Origin of the sequence: Streptomyces sp. TS71-3, from assembly GCF_018327685.1 — a bacterium.
Classification (GTDB): Bacteria; Actinomycetota; Actinomycetes; order Streptomycetales; family Streptomycetaceae; genus Streptomyces.
In genome coordinates this window covers 2,625,751-2,645,342 of record NZ_BNEL01000001.1, presented here as the reverse complement: position 1 = coordinate 2,645,342, position 19,592 = coordinate 2,625,751, and the positions used below count along the sequence as shown (strand labels likewise).

Here is a 19,592-nt window from a genome sequence, read left to right as displayed (position 1 = left end):
ACACACGGAGACGGAAGCCACCCATGACCACCACCCCGTCGCGGAATCCTTCACAGGACCTGTCGCAGAACCCCCCACAGGAGAGGCCGCAGGAGAGGGCGCGTGAGGCGCAGCAGAGCCCGTCGGAGGCCTTCTGGCCGGACGGGGCCCGGCTCGCCGTCACGCTCACGCTCCAGTTCGAGGCGGGCGGCCAGCCGATCGGCGGCGCGCCCGGCCCCATCGCCGATCCGGTCCTGCCCGGCTTTCCGGACCTCGGGCAGAACAGCTACTACGAGTACGGCGCCCGGGAGGGCGTGCCCCGCCTGCTGGACCTCTTCGACAAGCACGGCATCAAGGTGAGCGCCTACATGGTGGGCGAAGCGGTCCGCCGCCACCCGGACGTCGCCCACGAGATCGTGCGCCGCGGGCACGAGGCCGGCGCGCACGGGCTCGCCTGGCAGCGCCAGTACCACATGGCCCGCCCGCAGGAGACGGCGTGGATCGCGGAGAGCGCCGAGATCATCCAGCAGGCCACCGGCACCCGGCCCACCGGCTATACGAATTACTGGTTCCGGCCCGGCGTGAATACGCTGGAAATCCTGTCGGAACTCGGTTTCCGCTACCACATCGACGATCTCTCCGCGGACGAGCCTTTCCTCCAGGCCATCAACGGAAAGCCCTTTGCCACCGTGCCGTACACGGCGCATCTCAACGACATCGTGAGTTTCGACTTCGCCGGATTCGACCCGGCCGCCTACGAGCGCCAGGTCGTCGACGAGTTCGAGCAGCTCTTCGAGGAGGGCGCCCACCGGCGCCGCATGATGGTCCTCGCGCTCCACGACCGGGTGTCCGGCCACGCCTCCCGGGTCCGGGTGCTGGACCGGGTCCTGACCCGGCTGCGCGAACGGGACGACGTGTGGTGGGCCCGCAAGGACCAGATCGCGGACTGGGTCCTCGCGCGCCCCGAGAGCGCCGCGTGGGTCGAACGCGCGCCCGCCCCCGTCAGCGGCCTGCCCGGCCCGAGCGCGTAGCCCGCCACCCGCGCCGCGCCGCGGTCAGGCCGCGTGGGCCGCCGCGCCGTGGACGGCGGAGTGCCGCGGGTCGGGGCCGTGCTTGTTGGCGCCGTGCGTGCCGTCCTGCGCCATGAGGACGATGACGGCGATCCACCCGAGGACGGGGATGAGGTTGAGCAGCTGCCACCAGCCGGAGCGGTCCGTGTCGTGCAGCCGCCGGCAGCCGACGGCGAGGCTCGGGACGATCGCGGCGAGCCCGTAGATCGTGTCGGGAACCCTGGTCTGGAGCGCCGTGTCGACGGCGAAGAGCGCCAGGGAAACGATGACGTCGATGAGTACGAACATCCAGTACTCCACGCGCGAGGCACGGCCGCCGAACACGCCGTACAACTTCCACGCCCGCATATACCAATGCATGGCCAGCCTCCAGTCAACTCGGCCTGAATTCCGCTGAGCTGATGATTCCAGTGCCCCTCTTCCGACCCGGAAAACGCCTTCTTCCGGCCGCGGGGAGAACGGGAATGGCCGGACCCGGAGCTCCACGTGGGCGCGGACGCCGCACGGGCGGCACCTCACACCCGGCCCACCAGCACATACCTCTCGTCGCCCACCGGCCCGCCCCACAGTTCGGGGTCGTCGGTCAGCGGGGTGACCCGTACCTCGGTGGTGAGCGGGGCGACCGCCGCCGTCAGGTCCTCCGCCGTCACGCCGCCGTGCCACGGCAGGTCCTCGGCGCCCGGTACGTACGGCTCCGCGCGCCGGCCCGGTATCCGCCACCTGCCCTCGACGAGGACCAGCACCCCGCCGGGGCGCAGCCGGGCGGTCCACTCGCGCAGGGCGGACAGCGGGTCGGGCAGCGTCCACAGCAGGTGCCGGCCGAGCACGGCGTCGAAGCGCTGGTCCTCGGTGGGCGGCCGTGCCGCGTCGCCCACGAGGAAGCCGGCCGACCGGCCGGCGGCCGCCAGCTTCGCCCGTGCGTGGGCCACCATCCGCGGCGAGAGGTCGACGCCCGTCACCCGGTGGCCCGCCTCGGCGAGCAGCAGGGAGAGCGAACCGGTGCCGCACCCGGCGTCGAGGACGTCCGCGGGCGCCGGCGGGAGCAGCCCGGCCAGCAGCCGCGCCCAGGCGGCACGGGTCCCGGCGGGCCCGAGCCCGTGGTCCGGCTCCTCGTCGAAGCCGGGCGCGGCGGCGTCCCAGTAGGCGGCGATGTCGGCGGAGTTCGTCATGGACCGATCCTGCCAGCCGCCTCTGACAGCGCCCTCGCCGCCCGGGGGCCCGGCGGGCAGGGGTGCGCCGGGGCCACGGAGGGGGCCCCGGCGCGCGGCCGTACGGCTACGGGCCGTGCCGTACGACCCGGACCGGCCGGGTACGGGTGCCCGGACCCGGTCCGTGTCCCGGGAGAGCCGGGGTGCCGTGCACCGCGGCCGCAAGGGGCCCTGGCAGAGGAATCGGCGGCCCCACCAGAACCTCGCCCAGTCTGGGCCGGGGCGGTTGCACGGGCGTTGCACATCCGTTGAACCACAGGTCATGGCGGGGGGACGGGCTCCCGGAGGCGGGCTCCCCGAGGCGGACCGCGGGAGACGGGCTCGGAGGACCGGCTCGGAGGACCGGCTCGGGAGACGGTCCCACGCCGCGCGGGCCCGTGAACCTCCGTCCACCGCGCGCTGAACCGCCCGGGACCGCGTGCTGAACTCCCCCGCTTCCGGCCCACGTGGACGCCCCGGAGCCCCGACGCGTCCTGTTCAACTCCCCGTGCCGCGCGTAGCGTTCAGGTGCTCCAGCTGTTCTACGCGCGGAGAACCACCCAGCGCACCACCAGCCATGCCCGCGCCACCCCCGCACCCCCGCGCTCCACGAACCCCAGCCACCCCGTGAACCCCCACCGGACGGAGGTCCGACGGATGCCCGCAACCGGCATGTCCCGCCGGGGACCCATCGCCGCGCTCGCGCTGCTCGGCCTGCTCACCACGGCGGCCGCCGCCGCCCAGACCACGGCCGCCCACCCGGCCGCCGCGGCCACGCCGCACCGGATCCTCTTCGACAACACCAAGGCGGAGACCGCCGCCAACGCCGACTGGGTGATCAGCACCAGCCAGCCCGACCCGCTCGGCGAGGACTCCAGCCCGTCGTCCGAAGGCGACTGGACCGGCGCGCTCTCCTCCTGGGGTGTCGCCCTCCAGAAGACGGGCGACTACTCGCTGAAGACGCTGTCCTCCGGCAGCACCATCACCTACGGCACGTCCTCGGCCCTCGACCTGAAGAACTTCGACACCTTCGTGCTGCCCGAGCCGAACGTGCTGCTCAGCGCCGCGGAGAAGACCGCCGTGATGAAGTTCGTGCAGAACGGCGGCGGGCTCTTCCTGATCTCCGACCACACCGGCGCCGACCGCAACAACGACGGCGAGGACGCGGTCGAGGTCATCAACGACCTGATGAAGAACAACTCCGTCGACAGCACCGACCCGTTCGGCTTCTCCATCGACACCGTGGACGTCAGCAACGACAACCCGCGGGCGATCTCGGACTCGTCGAACCCCGTGCTGCACGGCTCCTTCGGCACCGTCACGGGCAGCATCATCCGCGACGGCGCCACCGCCACACTCAAGCCGTCGGACAACTCCGCGGTGAAGGGGCTCGTCTACCGCACCGGTTCCTCCGGGAACTCCGGCGCCTTCTTCGCGACCAGCACCTTCGGCAGCGGCCGGGTCGCGTTCTGGGGCGACAGCTCCCCGATCGACGACGGCACCGGGCACTCCGGCGACGACCTCTACGACGGCTGGAACGATCCCGCCGGCAGCGACTCCGAGCTGGCCCTGAACGCCACCGAGTGGCTCGCGGGCGGCTCGGGCAGCTCAGGTGGCGGCGGCGGGGGCGGCGGCGACTGCACCTCGGCGCAGCTGCTCGCCAACCCCGGCTTCGAGTCGGGCGGCACGTCCTGGTCGGCCTCCAGCGGTGTGATCACGAACGGCGGGTCCCTGCCCGCCCGCACCGGCTCCTACAAGGCCAAGCTGAACGGCTACGCCACCAGCCACACCGACACGCTCTCCCAGTCCGTGCGGATCCCGGCGGGCTGCACGGCGACGCTCAGCTTCTACCTGCGCGTCGACACCGACGAGACCACGACGAGCACGGCGTACGACACGCTCAAGGTGCAGGTGCTCAGCTCGTCGGGCAGCACCCTGGCCACCCTCGGCACGTACTCGAACCTGAACGGGTCCGGCGGCTACCAGCAGCGCTCGTTCGACCTGAGCGCGTACGCGGGCCAGACGGTCACCGTCAAGTTCACCGGCACGGAGGGCACCAAGCTCCAGACGACGTTCGCCGTGGACGACACGGCGCTCAACGTGAGCTGAGGGCTGAGCCCCTGGCCGAGCGTGTGGGAACGGCCCCGCCGAGGCGGGGCCGTTCCCATGTCCCAGGCAGCCACTCGTCCACCTGCTGCCGCATCCTCATCCGTTCCCGTGGCGAGCCTGGCGCCCCCGGACCCCTGTCACTTCGCCCCCGGCGGCACCACGCGCGCCGTGGACGTGGCGCCCGGCAGCGGGCGCCCGCCCGTGAGCAGCGGCAGCCCGGCCCGGTCGCCGTACAGCTCGTAGCGGTAGAACGCGGTGGCGTAGGCGACGAGCGCGTCCTGCTGCACGGCCGGGGCCAGCTCCTGGGCGGGGCAGGTGCTGTCGTCCTCGGACAGCGGGAACGGCGGCGTCCACGTGGTGTTGAAGTAGTTGTGGTTGGCGTCGCGCAGCGAGACCGAGTAGTCGGTGGCGGTGTTCTGGCCGGCGACGTCGTCCAGGTACTCCTGGCCCGCCTCGCGCACCGCTCCGTCGCAGCCCCCGGTCACCACCGCGAACGGCAGCGACGTGATGAGCGTGTCGCTGTGGTCGCCCTCCGGGACGTCGAACTTGACCGGCGCCAGCCCCAGCACCGCCCGCACCCGCACCCCGTCCGGCCACTCGCCGCGGTGCTTGTCCGACGCCTGCCACATGACGCCCTTGCCGCCGCGGGAGTGCCCCAGCGTGCCCACCCGCGCCATGTCGACGTGCCCGGCGAACGCCGGCGCGACGGGCGCCCCGGTGGCCGGATCCGTGAACCGTCCCGCGAGCGGCCCGCCGCCCTTGGACGCCAGCTCCTGCCACAGCCGCAGGTGCTCGTTGACGAGCCGTGCCCGGTCGCCGTAGTCGAACGAGGTCTGGTTGATGCCGTCCGCGCTGATCGACGCCACCACGAAACCGCGGGCGGCCAGCGCGGAGCCCAGGTAGTCGTAGCCGCGGTAGCTGGGGAACGGGTGCGAGCCGGCCGGGCACGGCCAGGTGGTGGCGGACTCGGAGTCGCAGCCGAACCAGGACCCGTGCGCCATGACGATCAGCGGGAGCCGGCCGGTGAGCCGGCGCGGGTAGTGCACCACGGCGCGCACCTCGCTGACCGTGCCCGTCTGCGGGTCGGTGAACGCCGTGTCGCCGAGGTCGTAGGCCGTCACCGCGACCTGACCGGCCTGCTGGGGGGCCGCGGCGGGCGGATGCGCCGGCGCGGACGACGACGCCTGCGCCCCGGCGGCCGGCAGTGCGGAGACGAGTAACAGGGCGGAGGCCACCACGAGGGTGAGTCGAGTCTTCATACCCGGGAAGAGTGCCGCGGACGCGGTGCCGTTGCACCGCGGGCGCCCCCGCCCGCCGCGGCGGGCACGGGCCGGTGGTGCCGCCTCACGACCGGGCCGCCTGGCCCGGCACCCGGTGCGTCGGGCGGGGGTAGCCGGGGCGGAAGGACGCGGGTGCGGCGGCGGACGTGGACGTGGCGCCGGTGGCGGTGTCGGCGGCCCGGACCGCGGCGCGCACGGCCGCGTCGAGCTGCTCGGGGGCGCAGGCCACCCGGGCGTTGATACGGGCACGCGCCCGGCTCATGGCACCACCGTCCGCGGCGACGGCGGGACGCCCGCCGCGGGCGGTCAGGCTCGCCCGGGTGAACCGGCCCGCCGCGTCCTCCAGGTGCACCTTGGCGTGGCCGATCAGCCAGTCCCGTTCGGACAGCGCCGTGAGCAGCACCTCGGACCAGCGCGCGGAGGAGAACGCGGGCGTGCCGGTCACCTCGACCGTGTGGTTGAGCCAGGCGAGCAGAGCTTCGGCGGCGGCGTACCGGTCGTAGTCGATGTCCAGGTCGCCGCGGCGGCCGGGCAGTACGGAGCGGTCGACGGGGGCCCCGGCACCGGTGAGCGGGCCGGCGAGGGTGTCGAGTCCGGTGCCGGTCAGGGCCGAGAAGGTGTGCACGGGGGTGTCCGGGTGCAGGGCGGCCAGCGCCTCGCGCACGGCCGCCATGGTCGCGGCCGGGGTGGCGTCGGACTTGTTGACGGCGATCAGGTCGGCCTCCGCGAGCTGGCGGTCGAAGAGGTAGGCGAGGTCCGGGTCCATCGTGGCGGCGAGCCCGGTGAAGCGGGCCGGGTCGACGACGGCCACCAGCGGCGCGAGGCGGATCCGGGGCCCGTACGCGCGCAGCAGCGGGCGTACGACGGTGGCCTGGAGGTCGGTGCAGCTGCCGACCGCCTCGGCGAGCACGACGTCGGCGCCGCGCGCCACCGCCTCGGTGGTGACGGCGGTGAGATCCTCGAAACGGCAGCAGAAGCAGCCGCCGGTGACCTCGGCGACGTCGGCCGCGGACGCCCGCGCGACGGCCGTGTCGACCAGGTCCTCGCCCTGGTCGTTGGTGATCACGGCGACCCGGTGGCCGCGGGCCTGGAGCAGCCGGGCGAGCGCGGTGAGGGTGGTGGTCTTCCCGGCGCCGAGGAAGCCGCTGAGCGCGGCGAACGTGAAGGGTTCCGGGGGGCGGGGGCCTTGCGCGGCGGCCCTCGGGAGCCCCGGTGCGGCGGCCCTCGGGGGCCCTGCTGCGGCGGCCCTTGGGGTCCCTGGGGTCCCTGGGGGCCCTGGGGTCCCCTGTGCGGCGGCCCTCGTATCCTCCCATCCGGCGGTCAACGGAACGTCACCACCAGACGGTCGCCGCGCTCCAGGGTGACCGGAGCGGAGAGCGTGACCAGGGCGCGGGTGCCGGTGACCGTGGTGCGGTGGCCGGGCAGGGAGACGGGGCGCCCGGCGCGGGTGATCCGCTCGACGGAGGTCCGCGGCGGGCGTGCGTCGCCCCCGCCGGCGGATCCCCCGCCGGTACCGCCGCCGCTCGCCGTTCCCCCGCCGCTCGCCGTGCCGCCCCCGCGCAACTCCGTGGCGAACGACGCCAGCCGCAGCCGCCCGTACCGTACCTCGATCTCGCTGGTGGCACCGTGCGCGGCGGTGCGCCGCTGCCGGTACAGGCCCCAGCCCTCCGCCGCCGTGAACGCCGCGGCGAAGTCGTCCGGCGCCAGCTTCGGCGCGAAGCCGAGGTGGCCGCGCGGGCCGTGGTACTCGTAGCCGGTCGCGGCGAGGTAGACGGCGTGGCTCATCATCGCGCGGGCGTAGTGGTCCGAGCACTCGATCTCGTTGTACGGGTTGCGCTTGCCGGCGCCGTACCTGTCGTGCACGGCACGGGTCACCGCCAGCGCCTCGTCCACCATGCCCTCGGCCATCAACTGCGCCGCGAACTGGTACTCGACGCCCGTCCACACCTCGTTGAAGTAGCCGATGAAGGTGGGGTCGCCGCTGCCCGGCGCGGTGTCGGCGCCGCCGAAGGGCCAGGTGCACAGCAGCGTTCCCGCCTCGCCCGCGGTGCTGTAGACCCGTCCGCCCTGGATGCCCGAGGTCTCCTTGTACGCCTGCGCGTCCGGCAGGAAGTTGTTGCGGAACATGCCGGCGAGCGCCGTGCGCGCCTTGGCCTCGGGGAACACCCGCGGCAGCCCGAGCTGGAACGCGTATGTCTGCCCGAACATCTGGTCGAGGTGGCAGCCGCGGCCTACGTTGATCGCGTCCGCGTGGGCCGGGTCGACGTGCTGCTCGAAGTAGCCGTACCTCTCGTTCCAGAGCTTGTCGCCGAGCTGGGCGGTGCCGGAGGCGGCGAGGGTCCGGCAGCGGGTCGCGAACGAGTCGTCGCCCATGTCGTCCGCCATCAGCGCGGCGGCGTGGAGAGCGGCCACGTACAGGCCGCTGATCCAGGGGATCTCGCCGTACCAGGCGGAGTCGAGGGTGTTGTACTGGCGGCCCTCCAGGATGCCGTCCGCCGCCGCGTCTGTCCCGCCCGCGGCTCCGTTCCCGTCTCCGTTCCCGTTCTCGGCTCCGTTCCCGTCTCCGTTGCCCGCGCCGCCCGCGCCGTCCTCGCCGATCAGGAACTCGGTGGCCTTCTTCACGCGGGGCCAGACGCGGGTGAGGAAGGCGTCGTCCGGCGCCATCTGGTGCTCGCGGCAGGCCCGCAGGATGGTGCCGCACTGGCCGTCGTGCGCGACCGCCCGGCCGTACTCGCCGCGGTAGTCGACGGCACCGGTGTCCGCGTGGAAGCCGACACCGAAGTCGACGCGCTCGCGCGTGTCGCGCTCCAGCTCGGGGAAGAGCCGGGCGACGGACTGGGCGTAGTTCCAGACGTGGGTGCAGGTGCCGTCGCAGCAGTACAGGCCCTCGAACGCGTAGAAGCGGCCGTTGTCGAAACGGTGCACGGTACTGGTGGCCAGCGTGGAGGCGGGCGCCAGGGTGCGTTCCAGGAACCAGTGCGGCAGCGTGGAGTCGGTGTACCAGGTGCGGACGAACTCGCGGGTCGCCGCGGACAGTTCGTCGCCGCGGGTGCCGAGCAGCGCGGCGACCGCGCGGGCGTCGGCGAACCGGGTGCCGTAGTGCCTGCGGAGCGTGGCCGCGCCGTCGAGCTGCGCGAAGAGGCCGCGGTTCACCAGGTCGAAGTGCCAGGTCAGCGCGTACCGCACGGTCTCGGACTCGCCCGGCGCGAGCCGCACGGGCACGGTGACCGACCCGGCCAGGCCGCGCGTCATGGCGTCGGCCTCGGCGGGTCCGTCCGCGGCGTCGAACCAGTCGGCGGGCGTGTCCCAGGCGGCCAGCGAGGGGCGGGCGGTGGCCGCCGGGTGGAACGCGGTGAGCGCGAACGTGCCGGCGTCGGTGAGCTGGTCGAGCGGTTTGCCACCGGGTGTGTCGGTGAACCGGATGCGGTCGCAGTTGATGTGCCCCCAGCCGCCGGCCATCCGGTCGACGATCTCGACCGTGGCCTGCTTGCCCGCGTGCGCGCGCACGTCCCAGGTGTGCTCGGTGAGCGTCTCGGCGTTCCGCCCGGTGAACGAGGCGACGGCCTCGCCGTCCACGACGAGGTTGACGCAGGCCCGGCCCGGCTGCGCGCCGCCGCCCACGTTGACGACGACGTAGTCGCGCTCGATCGTGAACGGGCGGCTGGTCAGGGTGCCCTGCTGGTTGTCTGCCTGCGTGCTGTCGCCGGTACGGAAGTTGTGCGACGTGACGAAGCGGGTGCCGGTGATCCCGAGGGCGCCGTCGCGCCGGAAGTAGTCGGGGCACTCGGCCTCGGTGACCGGGCCCGGCCCGAAGGCGGTGCCGGAGACCGTCCAGCCGGTGTAGTCGGTGCGCTCCCAGTCCTCGAAAACGATTTCTGGGCGGGGGTCCTGTTTCGGGTCGCCCGCACGGGCGGTGTGCTGGATGCCGGTGCCGCCCCCGGCCGCGTCGAACCGCCGCGCGCCGAGCACGGTGGGCTGCTCCCTGCGGCTGCGCAGGCACACCGGGTTCTCGGCGAGGCCGAGGAGTTGGACGTCGAGGGTGCGGTCGGAGGTGTTGCGCAGGGTGTACTCGAAGACGGTGGCCGGGAGGGAGGAGTCGTCGGCCGCGGTGGGGACGAACGGGGAGTAGGCGTCGAGGCGGACGGCGACGGGGACGGCGGGGTCCGCGAACTCGGTCGTGCCGATGGGGTACTGGCCGGTGAAGGTGACGTCTCTGAAGCCGTCGCCGTCCAGGGTGCGGGTTCCGGCGCTTCCCGTGCCGGGGTCTCCCATTCCGGCGGCTCCCGGTCCCGCGCTTCTCCTTCCGCCGCTCCAGCGCAGCGCGAACCCGGTGCGCAGCGGCGTGGTCAGCGGCAGGGGGTTCGCGTAGTGCACGCCCTGCCAGTCGGCGCCGCCGTTGGGGAAGCTGTCCGGGTTGAACACCTCCCAGAGCCAGAGCCGGCCGTCCCCGGACAGGTAGACCTGCCCGGCGCCCGCGCCGCCGACCGGCATCCCGATGTTCGCCTGCGCGGCGGCGCTGCCGTAGCGGGTGGCGGCACCTCGCGCCGCGTACGCGGCGAGCCGGCCCTTGGAGAGGCCCTTGTCGGCGGGGACGGCGACCGCGTTCCGCGGGGGCAGGCCGAGGGTGACGGCCGCGGCGGCGCCCAGCGCCAGGAAGGCGCGGCGGGCCAGGGGCACGGGGGTGCCGGGGGCGGCGCCGGGCGCGCCGGGAGTACCGGGAGCGCCGGGAGTACCGGGAGTGCAGCCGCAGGACGTTCCCTCGCAGCAGGTGCGGGTGACCCTTTCCGTGGTGCGGACGGCCATCGGTGGCCCCTCTCCGTTACGGCGGCGGGTGCGGGTGCGGAACATGTATGAAATCGATTTCCTTATTGAAGGAACCGATTGACGGGCCGTCAAGCACAACGGGGAGGGTCGCGACGGTTTTTCGCGACGGTTGTTCTCCGTGCTGGATCGGAGGTGACGAGGAGTGCGGACCGCCCAACAGGAGGCCCGAGAAACTGCGCGACGTCCCCCATCACCGACGGCCCGGGACGAGACCGCAGTCGACAGGACCCGCTACATCCGGATTGGCCTGTTCCAGGCGTCAGGCGGCTTATGCGCAACTTCCGGGCTCGCTACGGTAACTCCACACTGGATGGTGGCCGCTCGACCCGAGGGAGGTTTCCAGTGACGACGCAGAGCCCGACACCGTGGGGACCGACCCGGATGAGACCGTTCCCCGTGACGGCCGTGCTGCCTGCCACCTCGGTCGTGCTCGATCCGGAGAGCCAGACCGGTCGATGGGTCGGACCGGATGACTCCAGCGTGCCGACGCTGGATCGGCACAAGCGTTCCGAGACGTCCAAGGAGACGAGGACCAAGACCTCCCTGGACGGCAACCCGGATCAGGGTGGCGACCAGGAGGGTGACACGGATTGACCACGCCGGCGCCGGTGCTCGTCGTCACCCGGCTGGACGATGCGACCGCTGACGTCGTCATCGAGGAGCTGGGCAGGCGTGGGGTGCCGGTCGTCCGGCTCGACCCGGCCGAATTTCCGGGCTCCGTCACCGTGGCCGCGTGTGTGAATGGCAGCGGGCTTACCGGGGAGGTGCGGACGGCGACCCGAGTGGCAGCACTCGACCGTGTGCGGTCGGTCTACTGGCGTCGGCCGGGACCCTACACCGCCCCTCCGGGGCTTCAGGACCAGGATGCACGCTGGTGCGTTGACCAATCGCGGTACGGGCTGGGTGGTGTTCTGACGACGCTCCCGGGAGCGCACTACGTCAACCATCCGTGGCGCAACCGGGCGGCTGAATACAAGCCGGCCCAGCTTTCCATGGCTGCGCGGTGCGGCTTGCGTGTTCCGCCCACTCTCCTGACGAACGACGTCGCACAGGCACGGCGATTCATCCGCGAGCACGGTCCAGCGGTCTACAAGCCGTTGTACAACACCGAGTACGCGAACCCACGGGGGCACGGCCTGACCATCTGGGTCGAAGACGTCGCGGCGGAGGATCTCGACGACGGGGTGGGCCACACGATGCACCTGTTCCAGCAGCGCGTCGACAAGGTTGCGGACATCCGGCTCACCGCCGTGGGTGAATTGCTCTTCGCCGTGCGGATCGACGGTTCTCCGGGCCTGGACTGGCGCCGGCACTACGACGACCTCGCCTACCGCCTCGTCGATACCCCTCCTGACGTGGCGAGGGGCGTCCAGGGCTATCTGACGGAGTTCGGGCTGACCTGCGGTGCCTTCGACTTCGGGCTCGACGCCACCGGAGCGTGGCATTGGTACGAGTGCAACCCGAATGGACAGTTCGCGTGGTTTCCTGACTCCATCACACGTCAGATCACCGCAGCCATCGCCGACCGACTCCAGGACACCGTCAGGGACCGCCGATGACCGAGAGCAGCTCCTTCCGTCGGAGCCTGGCCGAAGAGCTTGCCGGGCAAGGCCGGCTGACCGATGCGGCCTGGTGGACGGCGTTCGAGGCCGTGCCGCGTGAGCTCTTCCTCGACGGCGCGGTGTTCCGTCCCCGTGGCACTCGGTGGGAGCCCGTACGCCGCGAGCAGCTCGGCGACGAGGAATGGCTCCGGATGGTGTACGCGAACACCACGTGGGTGACTCAGGTCGATGGCCTCAGCGCCGCGTCCGCCCAGGGTCCGACGACCGGGCGCCCCACTTCTTCGAGCACTCTGCCGTCGCTCGTCCTGCGGATGCTCGAACTCGCCGAGATCCGCGAGGGAGACAAGGTACTGGAGATCGGAACGGGCACCGGGTACTCCACCGCGATCATGTGCCGCCGGCTCGGCGAGGAGTCCGTGTATTCCATCGAGTACGACGAAGCGCTCGCTGCGGCGGCCTCGCGGCATCTGCGGGCTGCCGCCGTGAATCCGCATCTCATCGTGGGTGATGGCATGCGCGGACACCAGCCCGGTGCCGACTATGACGCGATCGTCGCCACGTGCGCCGTGCGCACCATCCCGCCGTCGTGGCTGTGGCAGCTACGGGACGGGGGGAGCATCACGACCACCATCAGCGGTTGGATGCTCGCCTCGGGTCTGATCCGGCTCGATGTGGATGAGGAGGGGACGGCCCGCGGACGTTTCACCGGTGACAAGGTGTCCTACATGCTGGCCCGCTCGCACGAACGGCCGCCCCGTCCCGTCTTCTATCCGCACGCCGGTGATACCCGGCCCAGCCTGGTGAGCCCTGAGCTGCTGGATGACTGGACAGCCCACTTCGTGGCGCAACTCGCGGCCCCGTCCGCGGAGTTGGCTCATCTGGAGAACGGCGTCGTCCTGGTCGACGCGGCGACCGGCTCGCAGGCGTGGACCGAGCCCGACGGGGACGGCTGGACCGTTCACCAGGACGGGCCCCTGCGGCTGTGGGACCAGGTCGAGGAAGCGCTTGCGGTATGGCAAGGGGCCGGTTCACCCGACCAGACGGCATTTGGAATGACCGTCACCGAGTGGGACCAGAAGGTGTGGCTCGGTGAGCCAGACGGTGCTTGCTGGCGGCTGCCGACCTGAGGGTGACCGTGAGGTCGCCTACCTGAGGGTGACCGTAAGGGGGCGGCGGTGCTTGCGCTTCAGGGTGTGGTGGTGGGCTGCCTGTCGCTGATCAGCAGGTGGAGGCGGTTCAGGCGGTTCGTGGTCTCCGTGCCCTGTACCGGTTGGAGCATGAGAAGGCGTTGCCGGGACTGCGGGCTGGCCAGGACTACGCAGTCCAGGTCGAGGCGGCCCACCTGGTCGTTGAGCACGGATTTCACCGAGCAGTGCAGCGTCGACACCCTGTGCTGGTCCCACATCTCGGCGAACTCCGCGCTGGCTTCGCGCAGGTCCGAGACGAGTGCCGTGGCTGCCGGGTCGTGGCCGCGCTGGGTCGCCGTGGCTCTGAGGTCGGCCACGTACGACAGGCTGGTCGCCTCTTCCTCCTGCGGTGACGCCGAGCGCAGTACGGAGCGCCAGTGGGGGGAGGTGAACCAGTGCCAGGTCAGGTTTCCCTCGTGGCCGGGTCTGTCCGTGAACGTTCCGAAGAGTGCGATGTTCAGGGGGTTCTGTGCCACGACGGTCGCCAGGTCGTCGGTGATGAGCGCCGGTGTCGTGGTCGCCAGCGCGTCCAGGGTGTACGACAGGCCCGGGTCCACGTAGTCCGGGGCCTCGGCCGGGGTCGGCGGTGCCTGGCCGGCCAGCAGGTACACGTGGCGGCGTTCGTCCGGTGTCAGGCGGAGGGCTGTGACGAGGCCCGCGAGTATCGAGGGCGACGGCTGGGGGCCGCGTGCCTGCTCAAGGCTCTCGTAGTAGGCCGTGGACATGTTCGCCATCGCCGCCACCTCGTCGCGGCGCAGGCCGGGGGTGCGGCGCCGGGCTCCGGGGGTGAGGCCGAGGTCCTCCGGGCGCAGGGTCTCGCGGCGGCGGCGGAGGAACTCCCCCAGCTGGACGCGGTCCGTCGGCTGGGTTCCCGGGGTGGGCCTCCAGTCCGGGGCCGCGTCCGGGGCCGCGTCCGGGGCCGCGTCGGGGGCCGCGTCGGCGGTCGGGGCGTGGGCCGGGCCGGGAGGGTGCTTCACGGGGTGCATTCTCGCACTTTCCTGTGCGGCGCCTGGTGGCGCCCGTTTTATCCACCGCTCGTTCGTACGTGGCTGAGCTATTTCGCGGGTTGTCGCTCGGCCTTACGTTCCCGTTGAGACCAGATGGTCGCTGCGAGAACGAAAGAGGAGAGCATGCACCCCACGACCCCCGTTGTCCTTGTGCACGGTTTCTGGCACGGAAGCTGGTGCTGGAGCCTGGTGAGCGAGGAACTCGCCAGCCGTGGTGTCGCGTCGGTTGCCGTGGATCTTGACGGGCATGGGTTGAAGAGTTGTTCGCCGCGGTCCCGGTGGCAGCGGCCGTTCGACTCCGCTGCGTTCTCCGAGGAGCCGTCGCCGGTGGCCGGGATCACGGCGTCCTCCGCCGCCACGAGCCTGGTCGAGCAGGTGCGGCGGATCGGGGGTGGGCGGCCGTGTCTGGTGGTGGCCCACAGTGCGGGCGGCACCGTGGCGACTGCCGCTGCCGAGCAGGCGCCGGAGTTGTTCGCCGAGCTCATGTACGTGGCGGCGTTCGCTCCGGTCGGGGGGAAGTCGCAGGCGGAGTACACCTTTCTGCCGGAGAACGCGGGAGAGATGGTGGTAGGTGGGCTCTCGGCGGATCCTCTGTCGGTTGGTGCGCTGCGGTACGACGCGGGGGACGGTGATCGTCGGGCTGCTATTCGGGAGGCGTTCTACAACGACGTGGATGACGCGACCGCTGAGGCTGCTATCTCCCTGCTGACCGCAGATGCGCCTGCTCGTGTCGGCTTCGAGCAGATCAGGGTGACCGCCGAGCGGTTCGGGGCGGTCCCGCACAGCTATGTCGTCTGCTCCAGGGACAACGCGATACGGCCTGCGTTGCAGCGCCTCATGATCCGGGACGTCGACGCGGTTTCCGGTGAGCCGACGGAGGTCGTGGAGATCGACTCGTCGCACTCGCCGTTCCTGTCGCAGCCGGGCGTGCTCGCGGAGGTCATTGAGGCGGCACACGCTGGGGTGCATCGGTCTGAAGGGTCGCGGGTGGCGGGGGTCTGACGCGGACTCGGGTGCGGGTCGCATCGCGTCGCGTCGCCCGGTGTCTCGTCGTGGGGCGGGGCCGCGGGGGGATGTACGTGCTCGGTCCGGTGCCGCGCAGTACGTCGCCGAGTAACCCGGCACTTGGCACCGGCCGCTGCGCGCGCACATCCCCCCGCGTCCCCTCACGTTTCGTCGGCGGCTGCGGGCCGGTGGCACTTCACGTGATCAGGCGATCAGGGCCGCGGCTCATCCTGACGGACGGCTGAGACGAACGCCGACCAGGCCGTCGGCGCGAAGAGGAGTACCGGGCCGTTCGGGTTCTTGCTGTCCCGGACCGGGACGGCTGAGGCTTGGCCGTCTGCCACTTCCAGACAGTTGCCCCCGTTATCGCTGCTGTAGCTGGACTTGCGCCATATCACGCCCGGCTGGGTGCTTGAGGGAATCATGGTGTGAGTTCCTTCATCACATCGGTGATCAGGTCGATGGACCGGTCGGGAGACAGCGCAACCGCCCTGAGCAGATCGTAGGCTCGGCCCGCCGCTTTTACGTCCTCCGGATCCGCCAGAATCTGGCCTTGTAGAAAGCCGTCCACGTAGACCACGTCTGGCCCCTCATCCAGGGTGAGGGCGGAGAACGGACCACCGACTCCCGCATGCGCGCCCGCCTCGTAAGGCACCACCTGGATGACGGTGCGGGGTTCGAGGGCGGCGATGATGAGACGTTCCAACTGCCCGCGCATCACTGAAGAGCCGCCCATACGGCGCCGGAGTACGTTCTCGTCCAGGATGGCCCACAATTCAGGGGGCTGGGGACGGGTCAGAATGCGCTGCCGCTCAAGGCGAGCCGCCACCTGGTCGTCCAGTTTGTCGGGGTCAAGCCGCCGGGGCGCGAACACAGCCCGCGCATAGTCCTCCGTCTGAAGCAACCCAGGGATCACCTGGGCCTCGAACGACCGGATCAACGTAGCCGCTTCTTCCAGTTCCACGAAAGGTCGGAACCACGACGGATACGCGTACTTGACCACCAGCGGCCAGAGCCGTTGGAAGTGGTCACCCGTGCCGAACACCTCGTCGCACAGGATCGACAGTTCGCGCGACGGAAGGCGCTTGGCGGCCTCGATCTTGTTCAGGAGTGACGGGGCCATGTGGGCCCGCTTCGCCAGGTCGCGTTGGGTGATGCCTGCCTTCTCGCGGAAGCGGCGTAAGTCCGTTGCGTAGAACGACAGTACGGAGTCCGTGGGGTCTAGCTCGTCCGCGTACGACACTGCCTGGTACCTCCCGTTGACCTTCGCCGATGTCAATCGGCTCCCTCTTTCGACGCTACGTGGCGATGGGCCACTCTGTGTGCACCCAACGTGACGCACTGCCCGTACGGGGGCGGTTGACGAACGGATGTACGGAATGGACGGCATGGTGAGCGACGACGAGCGGCGGCCCGTGCGGGACAAGATCAGGGATGCCGAGGCGACGTGTGTGGCGTTGAGCGCGGCTCTGGAGAAGGTGGGGATCGTGCTTCCGTCGCTGCGGGTCGATACGGCGTCCTACGTGGACGTCCACCCGCAGGCGCGGATCTATCTCGGCGGGTGCAGCACCGACACGGCGCGCAGGCTTGCCGCCGCCCTCGGTCCGGACGGGCGTGCCGAAGTGCCCTGACCGGGGTCAGCCTTCGGCCTCCTCCCGCAGGAGCAGGTTCAGGACCGCCGAGGCGAGTGCGGCGTCCACCGCGCCTACGCCCGTGAGGTCCGCGACCGTGATTGCGGCGGGCGGTCGTGCCAGGGGTGTCTTCAGCAGGAGGCCCGCCGGGGTGTCGCTGTCCGCCGTGGTCGTGGCGGACCGTACTGCGTTGCCGAAGTCGCCGTGGTCCAGGCACTGGGCGTGGTCGTCCGTGGCGATCACGGTCGCACGGCCGAACAAGGGCGCCGGGAGCTCGTTCTTGTGGGGCATGTCCGTGCCGATGCCGGTCACGTGCGTGCCCTCGCGGACGTGGGCGGCGTCCAGGACCGGGGTGGTGGCGGGGGTCGTGGTGACGACGATGTCCGCGCCGGCCGCCTCCTGCGCGGTGGCCGGTTGGGCGGGCAGGCGGTGTTGGGCGACCAGCCAGTCGCAGGCCGCCCGGGTCGTCTCCGGGGTCCTGCCGTGTACCAGTACGCGGCTGAGGGGGCGGAGGCGGGAGAGCCAGAGGGCCTGGAGGCGGGCCTGCTCGCCGGTGCCGAAGACGCCGAGCGTGTCGGCGTCGGGGCGGGCCATCGCGTGGGTGACCAGGGCGCCGCAGGCGGCCGTGCGGACGGCGGTGAGCAGGCCGCGGTCGTCGAGGATGGCCCGGACCTCGCCGGTCCGTGCGCTGACCACGCAGATGAGTCCGTGGCTGGAGGGGAGGCCGAGCGCGGGGTTTCCGTAGAAACTCGTGGCGACCTTGATGGCGAAGTCGGGGGTGCCGGTGATCCGGCCCGCCTTCACATGGCAGTCCCCGTCCGCCTCGGGGAACTCCATGGACAGCGGCGGCGGCACGCTGGTCCTGCCCTCGGCGTGGGCGATCAGCGCGTCGCGGACGGTGTCCAGGACGAGTTGCGGCGTGGTGGCGTCCTGGATCTCTTCCGCGCCGAAGACGGGCAGGGTGGGCATCGGCAACCTCGCATCTACCGGGTCGGGAGGGGCCTGCGGTTGTCGTCCATGAGTCTTCACCCTCCTGCGCGCTTCATGGCGTCGAGGAACGTCTCGACCGCTATGTTGCGGCCGCAGAGGACGACCGCGACCTTCTTACCCCGATACTGCTCCGCCGTCTGCACCAGCCCGGCGACGGCCACGCCGGCCGCTCCCTCGATCATCCACCGTTCGCCCGTGGCCACGAGGCGCATGGCGTGCGCGATCTCGTCCTCGCCGACCGTCACGGTCTCGTCGATCACCTCCTGGCAGATGGGGAAGGTGACGGAGCCCTGTTCCACCGCTCCGGTGGAGCCGTCCGAGAGCGTTTCGTACTCCGGCGTCTCGATGATGCGGCCAGCGTTCAGCGAATCCAGCATGCATGTGGATGCCTTCGGCCAGACGCCGACGACCCGGGTCCGGGGGCTCAGCGCCTTGAGCGCCGTGCCGACTCCGCCGATGAGGCCGCCTCCGCCGACGCAGACGAACACCGCGTCGAGGTCGTTCGCCTGCTCGAAGAGCTCGACGCCCAGGGTGCCCTGCCCCGCGACCGTGTCGAGGTCGTTGTAGGGGGCGACGTACGGCCTGCCCGTCTGCTCGGACTCGCGGCGTGCCGCCTTCTCGGCGTCGAGCGGCGTCCCCTGGATCACCACGAGTTCCGCGCCCAGGGCCTCGATCGCCGCCATCTTCGACGTCGCCGTCGTGTGGCCGACGTACACGGTGACCGCGACTCCGGCCAGCTTGCCGGCGCGGGCCACGCCCTGCCCGTGGTTGCCGGTGGACGCCGTGATCACGCCCGCGCGCCGCGCGGCGGGGCCGAGGGTGCGGATCTTGTTGGCCGAACCGCGCACCTTGAAGGAACCCGTCGGCATCAGGTGCTCGGTCTTCAGCCAGACGTCGCTGCCTGTCTCATGGGAGAGAAGGATGCTGCGTTCGAGTGTGCTCACCGGGACGTTCGGGCGGATTCCCTCGTGGGCTTCGCGTATTCGCTCGAAAAGGCTGACCATGCTCCGACTCCCGCCTGCACGCCGCTACGGACATCCACGGATCCTCCTTGAACGGTAGCAGATATATAGGCTATAGGCTGTACCGTCACGGTCGCGGCTTCTCTCTCGTCTGTGGGGAGGGGCCGGGTCGGTCGGCCTTGCCGTGTGCTCGTGAACGGCGTGATCCCCCCGCCGGTGGGCGAGGGGATCACGGTGTGGTGCGCGGCGCCCACCTGCCAGGTGGGGGCGCCGGGTCATGCGTCAGGCGCAGTTGCCGTTGCCGCCGTCGTAGTAGATGTCGATGGAGCCGCTCCACTGGAGGCACTGACCCGGCCCCGGGGTCGGGTTGTAGACCGGGCCCGCGTAGGTCGTGAAGGAGCCGGGGTCCGAGACGGGGTGGGTGCTCTCGGGCCAGGTGTCCAGGGTGACGTTCATGTACTCGCGGGCGCCGGGGGTGTTGCGGATGGTGACGGCGCAGACCTTGTCCGCGGCGGAGCTCCAGGTCACGTAGGTGACGCCGACGTTGTGGATCGGGGTGGTCGCGATGACGTCGTAGCCGGCGCCGCAGACGCCGTTGTAGGGCGCGGTGGCCTTGGCCGCGGCCGGTGCGGCGGAGGCGGGCGTGGCGAGCAGGGCGGTGCCGGCGAGGACGGCGGCGGCGGTCGCCGCGGTGGTGATGCCGTGACGGAGCTTCATGGTGTTCTCCCGTTGGTGGTTGGCCGCCGGTTCGGCGCCGTGGTGTTCGGTCGTGGGTTTGACCGGCGGTGGCGGGAGTGAG

The 19,592-nt window shown here is 71.6% G+C and carries 18 protein-coding genes; 7 read left to right on the top strand and 11 right to left on the bottom strand.

Annotation, left to right across the window (positions count from 1 at the left end; genetic code table 11):
• Positions 1-23 precede the first annotated feature (23 nt).
• A complete protein-coding gene (locus tag Sm713_RS10765; RefSeq protein ID WP_212909395.1) occupies positions 24-1,010 on the top strand; it encodes a polysaccharide deacetylase family protein in 987 nt (328 codons plus the stop codon).
• A 24-nt stretch (positions 1,011-1,034) separates the two neighbouring features.
• Here Sm713_RS10765 and Sm713_RS10760 read toward each other — a convergent pair whose 3' ends face one another.
• A complete protein-coding gene (locus Sm713_RS10760; RefSeq protein ID WP_212909394.1) occupies positions 1,035-1,409 on the bottom strand; it encodes a DUF805 domain-containing protein in 375 nt (124 codons plus the stop codon).
• A gap of 155 nt (positions 1,410-1,564) precedes the next feature.
• Positions 1,565-2,218 (bottom strand): class I SAM-dependent methyltransferase, encoded by a 654-nt coding sequence (locus Sm713_RS10755; RefSeq protein ID WP_212909393.1) that lies wholly within the window; start codon positions 2,216-2,218, stop codon positions 1,565-1,567.
• Between the two features lie 675 nt (positions 2,219-2,893).
• Here Sm713_RS10755 and Sm713_RS10750 point away from each other — a divergent pair.
• Positions 2,894-4,345, top strand: a complete 1,452-nt coding sequence (locus Sm713_RS10750; RefSeq protein ID WP_212909392.1) for a hydrolase — start codon at positions 2,894-2,896, stop codon at positions 4,343-4,345.
• Between the two features lie 137 nt (positions 4,346-4,482).
• Here Sm713_RS10750 and Sm713_RS10745 read toward each other — a convergent pair whose 3' ends face one another.
• The 3 genes from Sm713_RS10745 to Sm713_RS10735 all read right to left on the bottom strand — a co-directional run bounded on the left by Sm713_RS10745 (position 4,483) and on the right by Sm713_RS10735 (position 10,428).
• Positions 4,483-5,604: an alpha/beta hydrolase gene (locus Sm713_RS10745; RefSeq protein ID WP_212909391.1), complete on the bottom strand. Its 1,122-nt coding sequence runs from the start codon at positions 5,602-5,604 to the stop codon at positions 4,483-4,485.
• An 85-nt stretch (positions 5,605-5,689) separates the two neighbouring features.
• Positions 5,690-6,949, bottom strand: a complete 1,260-nt coding sequence (locus Sm713_RS10740; protein WP_212909390.1) for a GTP-binding protein — start codon at positions 6,947-6,949, stop codon at positions 5,690-5,692.
• Entirely contained in the window at positions 6,946-10,428 is a 3,483-nt protein-coding gene (locus Sm713_RS10735; protein ID WP_212909389.1) for a GH116 family glycosyl-hydrolase, read from the bottom strand. Before Sm713_RS10735 ends, Sm713_RS10740 begins: the two co-directional genes overlap by 4 nt.
• 402 nt (positions 10,429-10,830) lie before the next feature.
• Here Sm713_RS10735 and Sm713_RS10730 point away from each other — a divergent pair, with 402 nt between their 5' ends.
• The 3 genes from Sm713_RS10730 to tgmC are packed head-to-tail and all read left to right on the top strand — an operon-like array spanning position 10,831 to position 13,138.
• Positions 10,831-11,043, top strand: a complete 213-nt coding sequence (locus Sm713_RS10730; protein ID WP_249416217.1) for a putative ATP-grasp-modified RiPP — start codon at positions 10,831-10,833, stop codon at positions 11,041-11,043.
• A complete protein-coding gene (gene tgmB / locus Sm713_RS10725) occupies positions 11,040-12,008 on the top strand; it encodes an ATP-grasp ribosomal peptide maturase (RefSeq protein WP_212909387.1) in 969 nt (322 codons plus the stop codon). The genes Sm713_RS10730 and tgmB overlap by 4 nt, the downstream gene beginning before the upstream one ends.
• Positions 12,005-13,138 carry an ATP-grasp peptide maturase system methyltransferase gene (gene tgmC / locus Sm713_RS10720; protein WP_212909386.1) on the top strand — a complete coding sequence of 378 codons (1,134 nt, stop codon included), beginning with the start codon at positions 12,005-12,007 and terminating at the stop codon, positions 13,136-13,138. Before tgmB ends, tgmC begins: the two co-directional genes overlap by 4 nt.
• Positions 13,139-13,197: 59 nt before the next feature.
• On the opposite strand, the gene Sm713_RS10715 is transcribed toward tgmC, so the two are convergent.
• Positions 13,198-14,175, bottom strand: coding sequence for a helix-turn-helix transcriptional regulator (locus Sm713_RS10715; RefSeq protein WP_212909385.1), 978 nt, complete (start codon positions 14,173-14,175; stop codon positions 13,198-13,200).
• Positions 14,176-14,298: 123 nt separating this feature from the next.
• Between Sm713_RS10715 and Sm713_RS10710 the strand changes: the two genes are divergently transcribed.
• The gene (locus tag Sm713_RS10710; RefSeq protein ID WP_308293161.1) at positions 14,299-15,207 is read left to right on the top strand and encodes an alpha/beta fold hydrolase; all 909 of its coding nucleotides are present in this window, start codon (positions 14,299-14,301) and stop codon (positions 15,205-15,207) included.
• Positions 15,208-15,422: 215 nt separating this feature from the next.
• On the opposite strand, the gene Sm713_RS10705 is transcribed toward Sm713_RS10710, so the two are convergent.
• The gene (locus tag Sm713_RS10705; RefSeq protein WP_212909383.1) at positions 15,423-15,635 is read right to left on the bottom strand and encodes a DUF397 domain-containing protein; all 213 of its coding nucleotides are present in this window, start codon (positions 15,633-15,635) and stop codon (positions 15,423-15,425) included.
• Positions 15,632-16,453, bottom strand: a complete 822-nt coding sequence (locus Sm713_RS10700; protein ID WP_249416215.1) for a helix-turn-helix transcriptional regulator — start codon at positions 16,451-16,453, stop codon at positions 15,632-15,634. The genes Sm713_RS10705 and Sm713_RS10700 overlap by 4 nt, the downstream gene beginning before the upstream one ends.
• Before the next feature lie 136 nt (positions 16,454-16,589).
• Between Sm713_RS10700 and Sm713_RS10695 the strand changes: the two genes are divergently transcribed.
• On the top strand, positions 16,590-16,841 hold the full coding sequence (locus Sm713_RS10695; RefSeq protein WP_249416214.1) for a hypothetical protein: 252 nt from the start codon (positions 16,590-16,592) through the stop codon (positions 16,839-16,841).
• A 6-nt stretch (positions 16,842-16,847) separates the two neighbouring features.
• Here the strand turns inward: Sm713_RS10695 and Sm713_RS10690 are convergent, their stop codons facing one another.
• From Sm713_RS10690 to Sm713_RS10680, 3 genes are all read right to left on the bottom strand, one after another.
• The gene (locus Sm713_RS10690) at positions 16,848-17,810 is read right to left on the bottom strand and encodes an ornithine cyclodeaminase family protein (RefSeq protein ID WP_212909380.1); all 963 of its coding nucleotides are present in this window, start codon (positions 17,808-17,810) and stop codon (positions 16,848-16,850) included.
• 56 nt (positions 17,811-17,866) lie between these two features.
• Complete coding sequence (locus Sm713_RS10685) at positions 17,867-18,835, bottom strand: threonine/serine dehydratase (RefSeq protein ID WP_212909379.1); 969 nt, start codon at positions 18,833-18,835, stop codon at positions 17,867-17,869.
• 240 nt (positions 18,836-19,075) lie between these two features.
• On the bottom strand, positions 19,076-19,510 hold the full coding sequence (locus tag Sm713_RS10680; RefSeq protein ID WP_212909378.1) for a hypothetical protein: 435 nt from the start codon (positions 19,508-19,510) through the stop codon (positions 19,076-19,078).
• Between the last annotated feature and the right edge of the window lie 82 nt (positions 19,511-19,592).